Source organism: Planococcus sp. APC 3906, from assembly GCF_030407685.1.
GTDB classification, from domain to species: Bacteria; Bacillota; Bacilli; order Bacillales_A; family Planococcaceae; genus Planococcus; species Planococcus koreensis.
The window spans coordinates 1-18,037 of record NZ_JASDCW010000044.1; the positions used below are offsets into that span (position 1 = coordinate 1).

The following is an 18,037-nucleotide window of genomic DNA, read 5'->3' on the forward strand; positions in this document are numbered from 1 at the left end:
ATTTCCTTCGAGCGGCGTTTACGCAAATTAAGCTGTTCAGGCGGTGGGGATCGCTTGGAATTCTTCTCCGCGACATCCTCAAACCCGCAGCTATAAGCCTTTCCGGTATTTATCTTCAATCACCCGGTAGTTTTCGTGATGGATTTTATTCCATTCGGTCTTTTTATATGGCCGATTTTTCAAGCGTCGGTTGATCCTTTCCGGGTCATACTCTTTGAAGGACTGGCTGTCTCCCCAAACTTTCATTTCCTTGTGCTCGGGATGCTTGGGATCGCGGTAGATTTTCAGGAATTCGTAAAACCCTGGGATGCCGCCCACGTCTTCCGGCGGTGCGGTTTCGGCCCCGTCCAATAGCGTCGGGTAGCCGAAATAATAATCTTCGACAATCGATTCAAGTGTGATGCGGAACTGCCAGCCGTCTCCGAAATCGTAGCGGTATAAGAGCTCGCCGTGCTTTTCCAGAAACTCATCAATCTTGATGCCAGACGGTTTCCGTACGGTTTGGGAAAGCCGCGCCTGATGGGCTTCTTCATACTTCTTGTACTTCGGCTCCATGTTCTTCAACCGCTCCGCGAATTCTTTCCAATTCTTTTTGAAATGCTGATGCTCCAGATACGCTTCTTCGTCGTTGGTCACCCGGATATTGTCTTTCGCCAAATCGAATTCAAACAAATGATATGCGTCATACGGATAGCCGCTTTGAAAATTCGTCACTTGTTGGATAATGTCGTGCAGCATATTGAAAGTCGCCCCTGCCGGCATGATCACTTGCCGCCAAATGAGCGGCTCGGAATGTTCCAGTTCAATTCGGATGATGTACGATTTCATTTTTTTGCCTCCTAGACGCTTTTGATTTCCACAATAAAACCCGTTGTCCTCTGCTTTCATTATAACGAAACAAGCTGCTTTTTGGGGACGCAAAAAAGGTTCCGCTAATCAAAGCAGAACCTTTTCACGTCTTTATTTCGTTTCACCTTTTATTTTCCCGGCAAAATGGCTTTGGGAGAAACAAGCCCCATTTCGATCAGCTCTTGCCAAAAAGCAGCAGGAATCGCAGGAATCGTTGCGGTCATCGCCTGCAGATCTTCCTTGATGCGGTCAGGCCGCGTCGAACCTGTCACAACGGCTTTCACGGCAGGATGCGCGCTTGAAAACTGGAGCGCGGCATCTTTCAAGTTCACGCCGTGATTGCGCGCAACATGCGTAAACTGCTCGACTTTCCGTTTGATTTCCGGCGTGATTTCCTTGTAATCGAAGAAGTCTCCGCCTAACAAAGCACCCGAGTTGAACGCCGAACCGATCACGAGTCCGCCGCCTTTTTCCTCAGCCAGCGGCATCATGCGTTCCAACGCGCGTTCGTGCTGAAGCAACGTGTATTGCGTCGCAGACAAGCTCAGATCCGGATGTGCGTGCTCGAGTTCAAGCGCGATTTCGATCGGCGTCGTCGTGTTGACGCCAAGCCCCCACGCTTTGATCACGCTTTGATCACGCCTTCATCCCGCAGGCGGTCCAATACTTTAAACGCCCCATTGCGCGCTTCATCGAATTTCGTAATCCATTCATCGCCTAAAAAGTCCGGCGAAACATCATGGACATAGACCATATCCAAACGGTCCGTCTTCAGGCGCTTCAGGCTGTCTTCAATCGATTTGAGCGTGCCGGATTCCGTATAATCCATCTGGATCTTGTTCTGGCGCCCGAATTCGAACAGCCCTTCTTTTTCTTCTTTTTCATCCAGCACGATCCGGCCGACTTTCGAACTCAGCAAATAATCATCGCGCTTGTACGAAGACAAAATTTCACCGAGCCGGCTCTCTGCCAAGCCAGCGCCATAAAACGGCGCCGTATCAAAATACCGGATTCCTTCGTCCCATGCCGTCTGGATCGTCTCCATCGCTTCTTTTTCCGGAACGTCCCGGAACATATTGCCAAGCGGCGCCGTCCTCAGGCCCAGTTTGTTCTTTACCGTCACATCGTGTTTCATGTATGAACACCTCTTTTGAGCTTTTTAATAAAATCGCATATTCCTATCTACCCGCTGTGAAATTGGCTAAACGATGGAAGCGGGATCAGGGATTTTATTGAACGCAAAAAAGCCTGATTCCCTAGGTGGATCAAGGGGAATCAGGCTTTTATCGAACGTTCTCTCTACCTCTATTATAACGCTAATAAAAAATCATTTACAGACTACTTTTTTAAAAAATCCTACCCTATACTGTTAAATACAACGCTAAGCACACAGGAGGCAGATCCGCATGAACGACAAACAAAACGCCTTAGATCAAGGCCCTTTCTTCCACGGAACAAAAGCCCAATTGAAGATCGGCGATTTACTGGAACCGCAGAACCGCTCCAATTACCAGGACAAAAAATCGAATTACATCTATTTCACCGCAAGCCTGGAAGCGGCAAAATGGGGCGCCGAGTTAGCCGCTTCCGATGCCAAAGAACGCATTTACATCGTCGAACCCCAAGGCGAATTCGAGAACGATCCCAACCTGACTGACAAACGGTTCCCCGGAAACCCGACACGTTCGTACCGCTCCAAATCACCTTTGAAGATTGTTGCGGAACTCGGTGCCTGGGAACGGCATTCCAATGAAAAAATCGATCACATGCTTGCCTCTTTGAAGGCGCTGCGTGAACAAGGGAAAGCGATTATACTGGATTGACTTTATTTTAGAGTCTTCCATCCCTTCCAAGATGCTCCCTGTGTAGGGCTCAAAACAGACGAAGAGGCCCAATGAAATCCCTTGATTTCATTGGGCCTCTTCTTTTTTTCATGCAGTTAAAGCTTATAAACTGAGTCGTCTTCGACACAGGAGCAGAATCATCAGTCCACATTTCCAATCTTCCGATCTTTCTTAATCCACTGCCATTGTTCCTTCAATTTCAAAGCGACGCCTTTAGAAGATGCCGGATTTTGCCCCGTGATCAACCGGCCTGACAACACCACACAAGACGTTAATGGCACAGCCGCCTGTTTATACAAAGTTCCCCGCTCCCGCAGCTTGTCTTCAAGTGAAAAGGGAATGTCTTTGAACAGCCGCATCATTTTTTCTTCCCGATTTGAAAACCCGGTTACGACATGGCCGGCCAAGAGATACCTGCCGTCAGACAGCTTGACGTTCGGCAAAGCGCTTGGGCCATGGCAGACCGCAGAAACAATCCCGCCATTTTCGTAAATCTTTCGGGTCAATTCCTGCAAGCCTTTATTCTCCGGAAAGTCCCACATTGTGCCATGCCCTCCAGCAAAATAAATCGCGGCATAATCATCAGCATCCACTTCCTCAGGCACAAGCGGCTTTTTCAGCCGGTCCATCATCTCGTCATTCATGTAATAGGTACGGGTTTTTTTATCCGTCAGCACCGCCATCACACTTCTCGGATCAAGCGGCACCCGATGTTTTGACGTGCTGACGATATCGATATCGAAATCGTCTTTCACTTCATGATAGAAATCCGTTAACTCCCGGAGCCATAATCCTGTTTTCTTGCCTCTTGTCCCAAGAGCGGCATGATTCGTCACGACAATCAGTATTTTATCCAAGATGCGTTCCTCCCATGGATTCAATCTCCTTTTTTATAGGTATTCCCCGCCATTTGGATTTTAGTCCTATAGGCTTTCGCTCTCTAGGAACAACACAATTCGTAAGTATAAAAACACCAATCCGAAGAATTGCGATGTAACAGGCGCCACGCATGACAAAACCGGACAAAAGCTATGACAATAAAAAAGAACGAGGCATGTGCGCCTCGCTCTTTCTTTTTTCTGGCCAGCCAGTTTCACGCGAAAACAAGTTCTCCGATAAGAATCTCTTCTATATCTAATCAAGTCCGGATTTCTCTCCGGACTACATCTTTGTTCTTGCGGTTTTTCACTTCTTCCATCTTGGCATAAAAACTGTCTTCCATTTCGATTTCAAAAAAATTGGCGAACTTCATCATATAGGCGAGGCAGTCAGCAAGCTCTTTTCCTATGTCTTCCTTGACCATTTGGGATGCCAGTCGGAATGCCTCCGCTTCGTCCATGCCTTCCTCCACATAGCGATGCGTCAGATTGAAGGCCTTGCGCAATTCCTCAGCCACTTCGGCGACTTCCGTCGTCAGCAGCATATAACTATTCAACAGCGATGCCCGGCTTTCAGGGAAACTGTTGTCATTGATGCTCCAGCCCATTTCCTGCTGGTATTGTTTTGTAAATGCCTGCAACTCCTTCATCTTGCACCTCCGTTATTTTCTGTTGTTTCATTTATCGGCAGCACGGTCGAATACTTGACTTCCCGCAGCGCCAAATTGGTCTGGATTTTACTAATGCCTAGTTTATTCAGCTTCCGGATAAACAGCTGCAAATCCTGGCGGTTCCGGTTGGCGACCTTCAGCAGGTAATCGTATTCCCCGGTGATGCATTGGCATTCCAGCACTTCCGGCATTTTTTCCAGCGCCTGTTCCAATTTCTCCAATTCATCTGCCTGATGAAGATCCGTCGTGATGAAAATAAAACACAATAAATCGAATCCCAGCTTCTCCTGATTTAAAATCGCGACTTGCTTATTGATATAGCCTTCGTTTTCGAGGCGCTTAATCCTGGCGTGAATAGCCGGGGACGATAAATTCACGCGCTTCGCTATTTCTGTATGGCTCAACTCCGCTTGCTTTTGCAGAATATCCAGAATCCGGACATCCACCCCATCCAAAACTTTGCTTACGACCTTTTCCAATACGCCCACCCCTTTAAATGTTTTTGTTCCAGGCTGCCATCAATAATAAAAACCGAATAAAATTTCTTTAATATAGCTAAAACTTTAAATTTTTCTGAGTTTAATCAACTTTACCAAATAATACTCATTATTATAACTCAAAATGATAAAATTATTAAAATCTAATCCAAACAATCTGCTTATTTCTTCTAAAGATCTAGCAGGAGAAGGAGCCGCCATGCGTTATTTGTATTTTTTATTGTTGCTATTGGTAAGTTTAATGTGGGCAGGGAATTTCGTCGTAGGGAAATGGCTGGTGGGCCACGCTTCCCCCATGACTTTGACCAGCCTGCGGTGGATGATTGCGGTGTTGTTCCTGATTCCCCTGGTATGGACGACTGAGAAAAAGATCCTGCCTCCGCGCAAAGCGCTGGTGCCGTTATTTCTTATGGGCATTACCGGCGTCGCGCTGTTCAATATTCTACAATTCATTGCGCTGAACCACACTTCCGCTACGAACATTGGGCTGATTTCGACACTGAACATGATTTCCATCGCCGTCTTTTCAGCCATTTTGCTGAAAGAAAAAATCAAGCCGCTGCAGAAAACCGCGATGGGCCTTTCGCTTTTCGGCGTCATTCTCGTGTTGTCAAAAGGAAGCAGCGATTTGCTTTTGTCCATGCAATTCAATAAAGGCGATTTATTCATGCTGGCCGCCGTTTGCTGTTGGGGCATCTATTCGGTCTGCGGCAGATGGGCGATGGCCTCGGTTTCGCCGATGATGGCCACCCTGTATTCAGGCGTTTTCGGCATCGCCGTCCTGCTGCCGTTCAATTTCGCTGACTTCACCGTGACGAACATCAACCCTTCATTTGTCTATTCCATTCTGTATACGGGGCTTATTTCCACAGTCGTTTGTTTTGTCCTTTGGAATCTCGGCGTCCAGAAATTGGGCGCAACGACATCGGGGCTGTTCCTCAATTTCAATCCAATCTTCACAGCCGTTTTGGCTTTCATTTTCCTCGGCGAAAAAATGTCTGGCATCCAAGTGCTTGGCAGTGCCCTAGTGATTCTCGGTTGTTTTTTCTTCAGTTATTTCAAGACGAAGAGATTTTTCCGGAAAGTTATTGCAGGCGAAACAAATCCTCTAACGAGCGAGGTTCGTTAGAAGGTGCCCGGAATTTTGGAGACTAACATTTAAAAGTTCCGATTGTAGAAATCACTCTCCTCTCAGACATATCACAACAAAAAGGGTTATGCCAATTGAACTGGCATAACCCTTTTCAGCTTTCATTTACAAAAACAACAACCCTGCTCCAATCACAACCCCGCTGACAAACAGCACGATCAAACAAAAGCCCATGATGTCTTTCGCTTTGAGGCCAGCAATTGCCAACGCCGGCAATGCCCAGAAAGGCTGGATCATATTCGTCCAGGCATCTCCCCATGCAACCGCCATCGCCACTTTTGCGGTGTCGCTGCCGAGCATTTCCGCCGCTTCCAGCATAATCGGTCCTTGCACGGCCCATTGTCCGCCGCCTGAAGGGACGAAGAAGTTGACGAGCCCTGCGCTTAAAAAGGCGAATAGCGGGAACGTCTCTGCTGTCGAGATGCTGACGAACGCATCCGATAAGACGGCTGCCAAACCGGACGCCGTCATCATCCCCATGATTCCCGCATAAAATGGGAATTGGATGATGATGCCGCCTGCTCCTTTGACTGCTTCTTGCACCGCGATTAAATACTTGCGCGGCGTCCCGTGGAATAAAATCCCGAGGAACAAGAACATGAAGTTCACAAGATCAAGCGTCAGCGCAAATCCATTTTGAATGAAATAATACGCGATAAACGCCATACCCATTACGCCGATGACCGCAGACAAGATCCAGCTGTTTTCCAAACGCTCTGCCGGTGTCATGTCCACTTTAGCCGCTTGCTCCTCGACTGGCGGTTCCACCAGCACTTTCGGATCGACGACAACGGTTTCTTCTCTTTTTGGCATCATGAAACGGTTTAATAACGGAAGAATAATGACCAATGCCCCAACGATGATCAAGTTATAGCTGGCAAAAATCGTTTCACTTGTCGGAATAATGCCAATCTGCTCCATGAACGGATGGCCGTCTGTCGCAATCGACAACGGAATCGAACCGGAGAATCCAGCGTGCCAAATCAGGAATCCCGAGTAAGCGCTTGCAATTAACAGCCGGTAATCGACATGTTCAACGCGTTTCGCCAATTCTTTCGCGAACAACGCCCCGATGACCAACCCGAATCCCCAGTTGATCCAGCTTGCTGCGAGTGAAACCAATGTGACCCAAATGATTGCGCTGCCCGGCGTCTTTGCAAAACTCGCAAGTTTACCTAACCCTTTTTTGAAAATCGGACTGCTTGCCAATACGAATCCGGTCACCAGCACCAGCACCATCTGCATCGAGAACGCTAACAGCGCCCAGAAGCCTTCGCCCCAAAACGACACCATTTCAACTGGCGACGAACTGGTCAAGCCCAAGCCCATTCCGAAAACCACCAGCGTCAAGATGATGACGAATAAAAACGGGTCCGGTAAAAATCGTTCCATTAAATTATTGGAAAATCGTATAATTCCTTTCAACTTCAAACTCCTCCTATTTGTCTAAATTTTCATTCCCTTTCTAATGCTACCTTATTTTCACTCTTTCATGGACAAAATTTGAAAATTGGCAGATTTTTTTCGTTTGATTGCTATTCATTTTGAAAGGAATTGGATTAATTAAGCGTTATTTATTCGTCCAGCGCCACGAAGCAAGCCAAGCTATATGATCCGCATTCCTTATAAATATTCACACAGTATTCGGTGGCTGGAATGACCAGAACTTTTTATGAATAAAGTCAAAAACGCCGAATTCTCCACGGTTCTGAGAAGAAATTCGCCGGCATCTGCGTGAAATCGAAAAATTTTGCTTGATGAAGCCATTTCCACGCACAGAAATGGCTTTCGTTATGGTGATTTCGAGGTTTACGTGCGTTCAGAAAGTTTTATGCGCGTTCAGCAGAATTTACGCGCGCTCAGAAAGTTTTATGCGCGTTCAGCGGAATTTACGCGCGTTCAGAGAATTTTACGCGCGTTCAGCTCTTCCCGTGTGAAGAACGATGTTCTCCAGTCATTATTTTTCGCACGAAGCCTAATCAAAATTCTCAACAACACACTTTCCCCCAAGGTGATTGGTTTTTCTTATGGACTTGCATAAAATACATCGAATTTATTTATGCCCAAAACAGCGCTATAGTGAAAAGGAAAAGAGGTGACGGGCATGGAGTTAATCGTAATGTTTTTTATCGGGTTTTGCGCCACAACGCTCGGCACGCTTGCCGGAGGCGGCGGCTTGATCAGTTTGCCGGCGATGCTGCTGCTGGGGATGCCGGTCCATTCCGCGATCGGTGCCAGCAAAGTTTCCAATACCTTTAGTTCGTTTTCGAGTTTCTTCTACCTCATCAAGAAAAAGAAAATCACTTTGAAAGAATCGATATGGATCGTCCCGATCAGCCTTGTTGGCGGCGTGACCGGCGGATTCATCGCATCGAATATTCCCGAGGAGCATATGTACGTCGTCGTCAGCGTGCTGCTGGTCTTCGCTTTTATTACTTCGTTTATCGGCAAAAAGGGCTTTAACGGACAAGGTCCGCTTGAAATGAACAAGAAAAGCATTGCCGGCCTCTACGGCATCGGCATTTATGACGGCCTTTTCGGCCCCGGCCAAGGGACGCTCATGCTCTTTTTGTTCAGCTCGCTGAACATCGCCTATATCCGCTCCGTTGGCTTTGTGCGCCTTGCGACTTTCTCCAGCTGTTTCGGCGCCGCGATCACTTATATTGTGGCCGGCGACATCATTTGGCCGCTGACGATTGCGCTCCTGCTCGGTTCCGTGACCGGCGCCCAGACCGGTGTCCGCATTGCCGAGAAGCTGAAACCGGATTACGTAAAACCGATTTTGCGCGCCGTGACCGTGCTGCTCATCATCCAGATTGTCTCTTCGCAGTTCTTTTAAAAAATATCTTCATATAATACGAATAAAACAAAAAACCGCTCCATGGAACATTGATTTCCACGGAGCGGCATTATATGAAATATAAAACGCTTTTTATATGCTGCACCAAATAAAACGCTACTCCTCCCCCGGCCCTTCGAACACCTGATGCAATTCCACTTCCCCTTCGCCATGGCCGATCGGGTCCGGCATCCGCATCGCCCATTCGATGGCCGCTTCCCTCGACTCGACATCAATCAAGATGAACCCGGAAATGGTTTCTTTCGGATTGGCGAATGGCCCTTCTGTCGCCACGGGCTTTTCACCAGGCTCCGTATACGAAAAGCGAAGTGCGTGAGAACTGGGATACAAGCCTTTTGCCATCACCCTCACCCCTGCCTCGATCAAATCCTTGTTATACTTCGACATTGCGTCCATAAGCTCCAAACTGGGCAGCGTCCCGGCTTCCGAAGTCGGTGAAGCTTTAACAACCAACATAAATAGCATGATAGTCCCTCCTCTTCAAGGCAATCGCCTCTTTACTTCATCCTTACTAAAATTCAAGACTACTGCCTCTTACTCCTTTTCCCATGAAAAGATTCAGCTCAACTCAGCCTCCCGTGCTTCTTGCCAGTTTTCCCTACCAAAACGGCTCAAAGAACGGTATATTTATTAATTAGCGCGAAAATCCCATCGCCATCCTGCACAGAAGGAGCACAGAAAATGACTTCAAAAAACACAAAACGTAAAAGCAATAAAGGCAAAATGCTGCTGCGGGCGCTGCCCATCATCATCGGTGCCTTTATTACCGCATACGGCCTCGAAGCCGTGCTGATCCCGAACAGCGTCTCAGACGGTGGCGTCACGGGCCTCAGCATCGTCGGCTCCCAATTATTCGGTTTGCCGCTCGGCTTGCTGATTGCGGTCTTGAACATCCCGTTCGTCTATTTAGGCTATAAGTAAATCGGCCGCAGCTTCGCCATCTACTCAGTCATCGGCATCGCATCCCTTGCCTACGCGACAACGCTCATGCACCACATTCCAGCCATCATCGAAGGCGACACTTTATTGATCACCGTCATCGGCGGCATCATCATCGGCTTCGGCATGGGCCTTGCGCTGCGGAACGGCGGCGCGCTGGACGGCATCGACATGCTCGCTGTCCTGCTATCGCGTAAACTGCCATTCGGAACGAGTGACATGATCCTGTTCCTGAACGTCTTCGTCTTTATCGTCGTGTCGTTCGTCTTCGGCCTGCAAGGCGCGTTCCTTTCCGGCATCGCGTACTTCATCGCGTCGAAAGTGATCCACCTTGTCGAAGAAGGATTCAGCGGTTCGAAAACCTATAAAATCATTTCGCGCGAACCCGAGCTGCTCGTCCAGACCATCTACGACCGCCTCGGCCGCAACGCCACGTATAACGTTGTCAAAGGCGCATATACGAATGAAGAATACAAAGAAATCACCTGCATCATCAACCGCCTCGAAGACAGCAAGATGAAAGAAATCATCTACGAAATCGACAGCAACGCCTTCATCGCGGTGTACGACGTCGCGGAAGTCCGAGGCGGAAGCTTCAAAAAGCGGGATATCCATTGATTTCTTGCGAATAAAAAAAGCGCTGGACTCTCTGTTACAAGAGAATCCAGCGCTTTTTTGATTACAGTACGACTGTTTCGATCGGCTCTTCATTTAATGCATAGTGGTAGCTCAAGGTAGCATTCAGGGAATGCGTCACCGAACAATAGGTCTCAATGGACAGTTTAATCGCACGGACGACTTTCTCTTTCGGAAGGTCGCCTTTCAGGTGATACGTAATCGAGATCTCCGTAAACCGTTTCGGGTATTCCGTTGAACGACTCCCTTCGATATCGACAAAGAATTCGTCGATAGTCAAACGCATCTTGCTCAGAACCATCACGATGTCCATTCCCGTGCAAACGGCTGCGGCGTGCAAAAGGAGCTCAGTCGGACGCGGTCCGCTATTCGCTCCGCCGCTTTCCGCATCGGCATCCAATACCACCCGGTGCCCCGATTCCGTCATGCCGTTAAATGCCATTCCGCCATCCCAGTCCAATCTTGCTTTCATCAAATCACCCTTTCCCTTTTCTCTTAGTATATCCTCCTCCCCATCGTGTTAACCTTTTCTGCCTTGGAATGAAAAATCTGCCTTTCCGTGCAATTAAATCGAAACCGTCGCCATTCCTTCGTTGAAACTTTTGCCTCCCTTAACCGTATTGTTAGACAAGAGGTGATGGATGATGAAAAGCAAAAAAATCCTTCCATACATGCTGGCTGCTGTATTGGCCATGCTCGTTCCGACGCAGGTGTATGCGGTGGACTTTGACATTACGGATGTCCGGATCGATGCGCAGTTGAACGAAGACGGCACAGCGGATGTCACGGAACGATTCACGTATGCATTCGAAGATGATTTCAACGGCATCACGCGCGGCCTGATCGCCAAAGAAGGCACATCGATTGAGAACTTCTCGGCTTCGGAAAACGGCAAAGCGTTGAAAGTTGAACTGGAAGACGGCGTGTACCAGGTTTTCCGCGCCGGTGAAGACGACGAAACGATTGAAATCGAATTGAATTACGAAATTACCAACGCCGTGGAAAAATTTGAAGACGGCGCGCAGTTTTACTGGGCGTTCTTCGACGAAAACAACGACAGCGAATACGGTGACATGACGATTTACGTCATCCCGCCCCTTCCGGCCAACGATGTTGAAGCATTGGGCTACGAGGAAGCGGCAAATACGGAACGCATCACCGATGACGGTACGGCGGTGTTCGAACTTGGCACTGTGCCGGATGGTGAAAACGCCAATGTCCGCGCGATTTTTGAACCCGAATTGTTCCCGGATGCCGCTGCACGCGGCGGAACTGTCCGTGACGACCTAGCCCAAGACCGCGAAGAACAGGAAAACGAAGCGGCAGCGTTCGCGCAAAATCAGCAAACCGCACGCGTCATTGCGATTCCAGCAATTGCGATTCTTGGTGCGTTGCTGCTGGGCGGGATTTTATTCGCCTGGATCCGCACTGTGCGGCGCAAGCGGCAAATCCGCAATTACCCGTATGAATTTTTCGTACCGAAAGAATCGATGAGCATTCCCGCGCTGCTCCATTTAACCAACTCGGCGTCCCTGACGCCGAACGCCATCTCGGCAGCGATTTTGGAGCTCATGCGAAAGGGCAATATCAAGCAAGTCTCGGAAGATCATTTTGAGCTCATCAACCGGAAAACCGACCACGCCCATGAAGAGACGTTGATCGAGTTATTATTCGACTTTATTGGCGGCGGCCGTGAATTCACGCTGGCGCAAGTGGAACAATACACGGAAAACGAACTTAACCACCCGGCTTACAACGAAGCCATCGCCGAATGGAATAAAAACATCGGCGCCGAAGTAAAAGCGAAAGGCTTTTATGAAAAGCATCCGGTGCTGCGCTGGACGGCTAGCATCCTCAGCGCCGTGTTCGTCGGACTCGCCATCTACACCGGCATCTATGCGCTGTTCCCTGCAATGGCAGCCGCCATCGTCCTGGCGATGCTCGCGTTCGGCTTTGCCATCGCCTACGCGCCGATCACATTTGACGGGCTCGAAATCCGCCATCACTGGCGCCAATTAAAAGCGGCCATGCAAAACTTGCCAGAAAGCCAGTGGCACGCACTGAATTCAGACGACCAGCAGCGCGCCTACGCTTATCTGCTCGGCAGCGACCCGAAAACCGCCGAACGGAAAGCTGCAGCCTTCACGTCAGCGAATACCGCAGCGGATGACTCCAGCTTTGTCATGAATCCGATTTTCATGACGGCCATCTTTGTATCAGCTGGCACCACCACTGCCAGCGCAAGCGGCGGAACGGCCGGTTCTGGCGCAGGAGTCGGCGGTGGCGGCGGTGGATCTGGAGCGTTTTAACTTAAGCAGTGGAAAACTGCTTTGTGCCGTTCCATAGAAACCATGTATAAGTTTGCTTAAAACAAATAACCGCTCCGAGGAATGTTGATTTCCTGGAGCGGTTATTTTTGTGATGTAATTCATTTGTCCCCTGTGTACCTACTTGGGCTATCTTTATTTCCAGCCCTTCAACTTAATATAATCATCTGTATTTCATAAAAGATTTCTCTTAATTTCTTCAAATTCTTCAGTAGATATCTCACCTTTAGCAAACCGTTTCTTGGCGATTTCCATAGCGTCTCCACTGGAGTCTTTCTGAGATCGATTAAAATCGTTGTTATTGTTGTTTTTCACAATGTAGTAAATGCCAAAGCCCGCAATTACGATTATGATGATTAACACCAAAAATCCTCCTCCTAGTCCCATTCCCCATCCTGGTCCCATCATTGCTTTCTACCTCCTTTTTTTACTTCTGGTATATGTCTGCACTTCAAATATAGACGCTAGATGTGCAGAAATGGCGGAGTTTTGGAGACAGTGAATGCTGCTTCTCGTACTTCAGTTTTTTTGGAAAATAAAACTTTAAAGACCACTGGATCAGCCGATAACTATTATTCAATCAACAAGCTGCTTTTTACATTTAACCACTAGTCCCCCTTTCCCCTCGGAATCTAAAAACATATATAGAATGAGAAAACAGAAAAACTGATTTCCTTATTGAAGAACGGCATCGGCAATTGCTAAAGAAAATCAAACTTCACGATGAATTCCACAGTTTCCCTTTAACTAAATGACGCGGCTGTTAAGCAATAAAAAAAGCCCAATTTCTCAATTTAAATGGGAAATTGGGCTTTCGATATTTATAGCGTTCTAAAAGAGCGGAGCTTCTCTCTTAAAGTGGCAAAATCATTACTCTTTGCTGACAGTTATACCTATTCTATAACCTGATAGGGTCACGGCTTGCCCTGTATCCGATTCCGCATAATAAGATTTTATACCTTGAATTGCTTCTTCCATAGAGATACGACAATAAGGTTTTTTTATTCGGCTTCGCGGTATCTGTATAACGATTCATAGGCAGAGACGCGGTACTCCGTCTCAAAGGAAGAGCGCTTCCAGATGCTCTCTTTTTCATACGTTTCTTCCGTCTCGACCAATTTTAATTGCCCGGCTTCCATTGTCATGACATCGGATTCGATCACCTTCAGTTCTTTCTGTTCGGAATCCAGGGCCCGAATCTGTACTTGGACCTCTTTTTGCTGATCCAAATTATTTTTGATGAAAAATGAGTTTTGGTACTGCTGGTTATGGCAATTAGATGATGGGGTTCGCATGCATTCTTTTTCAGAGCTCATAAACAGGACGGTGATTTCTTCATCGGCTTGCTGCTGTTGGGCCATCGCCAGCGCATTTTTGACTTTATATATATAAGATGCTTTCTCCGCCAGCGGATACACCCAGATGGTGAAAAACAGGATGGTGGCACTGAGCACCACTGTGACAACCCACGCCACCTTAGGGTTATGGAACGATTTAGGCGCGTCTTTGAAGATGATGTTGACAACCACGGTAATGATGCCCACAATCACCAGAAACACTGCGCAAAGAATGAGGGCAGCTATGCTTTCGTAACCATTCTGGAAGAAAGAAAGTTGATAGGCATTGGAAAAATAGTAGTTTAAAACAGCACTGACAAGGACAACGGCAATAAGAGCCGCTAGGGATATTTTCCAGCGGAATTTTTCGGTTTTTCCGGCTTTGCTGCTTTTCAAATTCATGGTGGTCCAGAGAAACCAAGCGTATGGAAGAATAAAAAGGAGAATGACAAGGACAACGGTACCCATTAAATCAAGCCTTTCGCAAAAGGTAGTGAGAAACAAGAGCTTAAAAGCCATTACAGCGTATTTTTAAAAGTTCACTTTTATATGAGCGTTTTTTCTATCTCGCTTTAATTATACGGAACATATACTGGGAAAGGTTCAAAAATTTAGTAAAGCAGAAATCGGCCCCCTGAAAATGATGCCTTTTCCTATTCAAGCCGGGGTTCATGATTCTGCAAGAGCTCATCCCGATCTATGATTCGGCGGATACGTTTTGATCCAAACAATGTGAAGTATGCTCAGGAAGCAGAAAACTCTTTGATTTACTTTACTAAAATAAATAGCCGCTCCAAGGAATGTCGACTTCCTCGAAGCAGCTAGTTGTGTAATTCGTTTAAAACGGTTTAGGCAAGTTTTCACTTATTGATTTATCGGTTTTCGTATGCAATAAGATTGTCTATCTCGCGCTGTGGCGCCATTGCATGAATACCAGTTTTGTTTCATCCTAGACTGGGTACATAGGAGGCAACTATAAAACCAGGAGGAATCAGCCGTGAAGAAGAAATGGGTTCCCATCTTGCTTGCATTCGGGTTAGTGCTTGCCTCTCCCCTCTCCTATCAGCCGGTCGAAGCCACAGGCAATGCAGCTGCAGTAAAGGAAGACCAGCTGCCGGCCAAGCTTGAGAATCTAATGAAAATCGCCCCGGAGCATCAGTTTACGCTGCGGAAAGGTAGCACACGCATTGAAGTGGAACTCCTCCAATGGACCTTGAATCACTACGGATTAAAAACGGCGGTTGATCGCATTTTCGGACCTGTTACCCAAAAGAATGTCCGGCAATACCAGGCAGATAAAGGCTTGAAGGTTGATGGCATTGTCGGCATGCATACGTGGGCGGCATTATATGCAGAACATAAAAAACCGTTTGATCCAGAAGGCAAACTGCCGGCCAATCTCAGGAATCTAATGGATATCGCCCCGGAGCATCAGTTTACGCTGCGCGAAGGAAGCACACGCATTGAAGTGGAACTCCTTCAATGGACCTTGAATCAGTATGGACTAAAAACAGCGGTTGACGGCATCTTTGGACCCGAGACAAAACGAAATGTCCGGCAATACCAGGCAGATAAAGGCTTGGAAATCGATGGCATTGTCGGCGTGAATACATGGGCCGCCCTATACGCGGAATATCAGGAAACGTGATTGCCGCCACATCGTTCTGGAAAGAAACACGTTTAATTGTTTTCATGATTTTGTAGTAAGGCATGTGTCCGCCCGAAAAACCGGGTGGGCATTTTCAATTCCCATTAAACATATCTTTCTCCAGGAAACGACAACCTCCCCCTCCAAATCAATTGCCCAATAGATTCTTCCATATACAGAATCCCTTTCTACTTTTAAATACAATGTTTATAAATTAAATTCTTCCTCCATGATCTTATTAACTTCACCTTTTATTTTAAAATCCGCTATCAACATGTCATCCTTATCGAAATAACCCGGTTTTGAGAAAAAGAAAGCTTTAATCCCTTTTTTAAATTCCCCTCTACTAGCACCTGCAAATCTTGTGTAGCCCAGTGCTACTGCATACACAATAATTTCTTTCAAAAAAGAATGATTTTCAGCCTTTAGCTCAAAGTCAGGTGAAATTGAAATGGTCAACTCATAGTCATCCTTCTCTACTTCTTCGACGCCCTCAGGTACTGGCATTGACATGGTCATTCCTCCTCTTTCTATTTCTTCAGATTAACAAGCTTCATCAGATTTTCCAAAGTTTCATTTCTCATCCCATAAGTCTCTTTAATGGCTAATCCCATAGCAAGCCAAAGGATAGTCCCATCCGAGTTCGTTTCCATCGGACCGACAGTGCGTTCAAAAAGCGGATATAAATCGGCCAGATTTTCCTGCCGATAGCGATAGTTGAATTCCTGAATTGAACTCAACATATTAATGAAGCAGAGAAAGAACTCGTCTTTCAATAACGAAGTTGTCTCTTTTTTATGTGATTCTTCTATTCTATATACACAATCGAAAATTGCTGTAATCGTTTTAGCATCCAGAACAGGCAAGTTTTCTTTGTTAACTTTTAGCCTCTGCCTCATACTTTTACTTCCTTTGCTTGATAGCCCAAATCTGCAGAAGCAGCTGCAATGCTTCTGTTGATTCTGGTCATGTTATCTTCAAATTTCTTGCTATGGACCAGTTTTTGAATAGCTTCCTGTACTTTCTCTATACTCGACCAATCGGACACATAAACTTGATCGGTAAATATTCTTGTATACATTGAATTTGGAGATTTTGAAGAACTCTTGATTGTATAGCCATTCTCTTCTAGTTTTTCAAGAAGCATAATCCGATGATCAAATTCCAAGTTGCCGATTTCAATATATAATTTCAAATAATCATTAGGTTTGCGCTTCATGAATATAATCATTCCATAATTCAACCAGTATTGGCCTTTGTCACTGACTTTCTCCATAAATTCCTCGTACTGTTTCCACTCTGGGTAAAGAAAATTTGGAGCAGTTTTAGCTGCATTATACGTGGGGATTTTAAATTTACTGTTTTCTAATAAGAATTTCTCAAAAGCTTTCTTCAAAATAAGGGAACCTTCTGTGTAGATAAAATCAATTGTTTCTTTTGATGAAGAGTAGATTTTCTTCATCCATTCCTTTTCATCCGTCTTGATATTTTGAAGCTGCTTCTTGAATGTCTGATGATGATTTTGAAATTTAGTGTTTGGATTACTCAACAAATAAAGGTACGTAACAGCTTCGCCATGCTTTTCAAAAATCTCCTCTGCCAGCAACAGGCGGGCTTCGTCAGGGGCAAACCGTTCTTGCAAAATTGCTAAGTAATTTTTTAGAAACACTAAGACTTCTTCACTTATGGATTCTTTGTAAAACTTCAAAATGAACTCGAGCACTTCTGTAATATCCATATAATTTAGCGCTAAATATTTTTTATTTGCAGCTTCTTCCTCTAGCAAGGTAAGAAATATCGGTATAATCGTATACTCTGTATATTCTTCTTCTATGTACTCTAAGTAATCATTCAGTTGGTTGTCGGATTGGGAAGAATAGAATTTATTTTCGATAATGATTACAGTCTTATTTTCCTCGGAAGAAAGCACCAAATCGATATATCTCTTCTTTGTGGTCTGCTTTTCCCGTTCTACTTTCCAATCATCATATTTCATCGCCAACATTTTAAGGAAAAAGCTTGAATCACTGACAAAACTATCGTTCTCCGGTTTCATAAGTAAATTACTGATCAGCTTCTTTAGAAAAACGGAATTCAATCCGTGATTTCCCTCATGGTCTGTTAACCAGGCAAGGACGTTTGAATGCCTGATTTCATGGTTGTCCATACGCAAAACTTTTAAAGGATTGAATGTTTTAAACAGCCTGTCCAGTTCTTCAAATTGCTTACTGTAGATCATGTTTGCTATGTTCTTTACTTCGATTGTCATATATTAAGACCTCCTTTTTAAAATTATCAGAAACAGTTAATCCAAATAATTCGTCCCTAACCAATAGCAACGCTGACTCGTTGCCTCCATCTGAGCATCATTAAAAATAGGACTTCCCTTGAACCTCAAGTG

At 46.0% G+C, this 18,037-nt stretch carries 17 protein-coding genes and 2 pseudogenes; 6 read left to right on the forward strand and 13 right to left on the reverse strand.

Features of this window, described 5'->3' with window-relative positions; all coding sequences use genetic code 11:
• Window positions 1-90: 90 nt before the first annotated feature.
• Window positions 91-828, reverse strand: coding sequence for a plasmid pRiA4b ORF-3 family protein (locus QMA09_RS16185; protein ID WP_290213861.1), 738 nt, complete (start codon window positions 826-828; stop codon window positions 91-93).
• 149 nt (window positions 829-977) lie between these two features.
• Window positions 978-1,984 (reverse strand): annotated as a pseudogene (locus QMA09_RS16190) (aldo/keto reductase).
• A gap of 271 nt (window positions 1,985-2,255) precedes the next feature.
• Between QMA09_RS16190 and arr the strand changes: the two are divergent.
• On the forward strand, window positions 2,256-2,672 hold the full coding sequence (gene arr / locus QMA09_RS16195; protein WP_290213862.1) for an NAD(+)--rifampin ADP-ribosyltransferase: 417 nt from the start codon (window positions 2,256-2,258) through the stop codon (window positions 2,670-2,672).
• Window positions 2,673-2,833: 161 nt separating this feature from the next.
• Here arr and QMA09_RS16200 read toward each other — a convergent pair whose 3' ends face one another.
• From QMA09_RS16200 to QMA09_RS16210, 3 genes are all read right to left on the reverse strand, one after another.
• Window positions 2,834-3,550 (reverse strand): type 1 glutamine amidotransferase domain-containing protein, encoded by a 717-nt coding sequence (locus QMA09_RS16200; RefSeq protein WP_290213863.1) that lies wholly within the window; start codon window positions 3,548-3,550, stop codon window positions 2,834-2,836.
• A 281-nt stretch (window positions 3,551-3,831) separates the two neighbouring features.
• On the reverse strand, window positions 3,832-4,221 hold the full coding sequence (locus QMA09_RS16205) for a MazG nucleotide pyrophosphohydrolase domain-containing protein (RefSeq protein WP_290213864.1): 390 nt from the start codon (window positions 4,219-4,221) through the stop codon (window positions 3,832-3,834).
• On the reverse strand, window positions 4,218-4,721 hold the full coding sequence (locus QMA09_RS16210) for an Lrp/AsnC family transcriptional regulator (RefSeq protein ID WP_290213865.1): 504 nt from the start codon (window positions 4,719-4,721) through the stop codon (window positions 4,218-4,220). Before QMA09_RS16210 ends, QMA09_RS16205 begins: the two co-directional genes overlap by 4 nt.
• A gap of 217 nt (window positions 4,722-4,938) precedes the next feature.
• Between QMA09_RS16210 and QMA09_RS16215 the strand changes: the two genes are divergently transcribed.
• Window positions 4,939-5,868, forward strand: coding sequence for a DMT family transporter (locus QMA09_RS16215; protein ID WP_290213866.1), 930 nt, complete (start codon window positions 4,939-4,941; stop codon window positions 5,866-5,868).
• A 126-nt stretch (window positions 5,869-5,994) separates the two neighbouring features.
• Here the strand turns inward: QMA09_RS16215 and QMA09_RS16220 are convergent, their stop codons facing one another.
• Window positions 5,995-7,314, reverse strand: a complete 1,320-nt coding sequence (locus QMA09_RS16220) for a short-chain fatty acid transporter (RefSeq protein ID WP_290213867.1) — start codon at window positions 7,312-7,314, stop codon at window positions 5,995-5,997.
• A gap of 679 nt (window positions 7,315-7,993) precedes the next feature.
• Here QMA09_RS16220 and QMA09_RS16225 point away from each other — a divergent pair.
• On the forward strand, window positions 7,994-8,728 hold the full coding sequence (locus tag QMA09_RS16225; RefSeq protein ID WP_290213868.1) for a sulfite exporter TauE/SafE family protein: 735 nt from the start codon (window positions 7,994-7,996) through the stop codon (window positions 8,726-8,728).
• A gap of 117 nt (window positions 8,729-8,845) precedes the next feature.
• Here the strand turns inward: QMA09_RS16225 and QMA09_RS16230 are convergent, their stop codons facing one another.
• Complete coding sequence (locus QMA09_RS16230) at window positions 8,846-9,214, reverse strand: YciI family protein (protein ID WP_290213869.1); 369 nt, start codon at window positions 9,212-9,214, stop codon at window positions 8,846-8,848.
• A gap of 216 nt (window positions 9,215-9,430) precedes the next feature.
• Here QMA09_RS16230 and QMA09_RS16235 point away from each other — a divergent pair.
• Window positions 9,431-10,306: pseudogene (locus QMA09_RS16235) on the forward strand (YitT family protein).
• Window positions 10,307-10,367: 61 nt separating this feature from the next.
• On the opposite strand, the gene QMA09_RS16240 reads toward QMA09_RS16235, so the two are convergent.
• Window positions 10,368-10,796, reverse strand: a complete 429-nt coding sequence (locus QMA09_RS16240) for an OsmC family protein (protein WP_290213870.1) — start codon at window positions 10,794-10,796, stop codon at window positions 10,368-10,370.
• Between the two features lie 169 nt (window positions 10,797-10,965).
• Between QMA09_RS16240 and QMA09_RS16245 the strand changes: the two genes are divergently transcribed.
• Window positions 10,966-12,633, forward strand: a complete 1,668-nt coding sequence (locus QMA09_RS16245; protein WP_290213871.1) for a DUF2207 domain-containing protein — start codon at window positions 10,966-10,968, stop codon at window positions 12,631-12,633.
• Between the two features lie 192 nt (window positions 12,634-12,825).
• Here the strand turns inward: QMA09_RS16245 and QMA09_RS16250 are convergent, their stop codons facing one another.
• Entirely contained in the window at window positions 12,826-13,059 is a 234-nt protein-coding gene (locus QMA09_RS16250) for an SHOCT domain-containing protein (RefSeq protein ID WP_290213872.1), read from the reverse strand.
• A gap of 593 nt (window positions 13,060-13,652) precedes the next feature.
• Window positions 13,653-14,456 (reverse strand): hypothetical protein, encoded by an 804-nt coding sequence (locus tag QMA09_RS16255; RefSeq protein WP_290213873.1) that lies wholly within the window; start codon window positions 14,454-14,456, stop codon window positions 13,653-13,655.
• A 529-nt stretch (window positions 14,457-14,985) separates the two neighbouring features.
• Here QMA09_RS16255 and QMA09_RS16260 point away from each other — a divergent pair.
• Window positions 14,986-15,636 (forward strand): peptidoglycan-binding domain-containing protein, encoded by a 651-nt coding sequence (locus QMA09_RS16260; protein WP_290213874.1) that lies wholly within the window; start codon window positions 14,986-14,988, stop codon window positions 15,634-15,636.
• A gap of 207 nt (window positions 15,637-15,843) precedes the next feature.
• On the opposite strand, the gene QMA09_RS16265 is transcribed toward QMA09_RS16260, so the two are convergent.
• Genes QMA09_RS16265 through QMA09_RS16275 form a run of 3 tightly spaced genes read right to left on the reverse strand, consistent with a single transcriptional unit; the run spans window position 15,844 to window position 17,905 of the window.
• On the reverse strand, window positions 15,844-16,149 hold the full coding sequence (locus QMA09_RS16265) for a hypothetical protein (protein WP_290213875.1): 306 nt from the start codon (window positions 16,147-16,149) through the stop codon (window positions 15,844-15,846).
• Between the two features lie 17 nt (window positions 16,150-16,166).
• The gene (locus QMA09_RS16270; RefSeq protein ID WP_290213876.1) at window positions 16,167-16,535 is read right to left on the reverse strand and encodes a hypothetical protein; all 369 of its coding nucleotides are present in this window, start codon (window positions 16,533-16,535) and stop codon (window positions 16,167-16,169) included.
• A complete protein-coding gene (locus tag QMA09_RS16275) occupies window positions 16,532-17,905 on the reverse strand; it encodes a PDDEXK-like family protein (protein WP_290213877.1) in 1,374 nt (457 codons plus the stop codon). The genes QMA09_RS16270 and QMA09_RS16275 overlap by 4 nt, the downstream gene beginning before the upstream one ends.
• Between the last annotated feature and the right edge of the window lie 132 nt (window positions 17,906-18,037).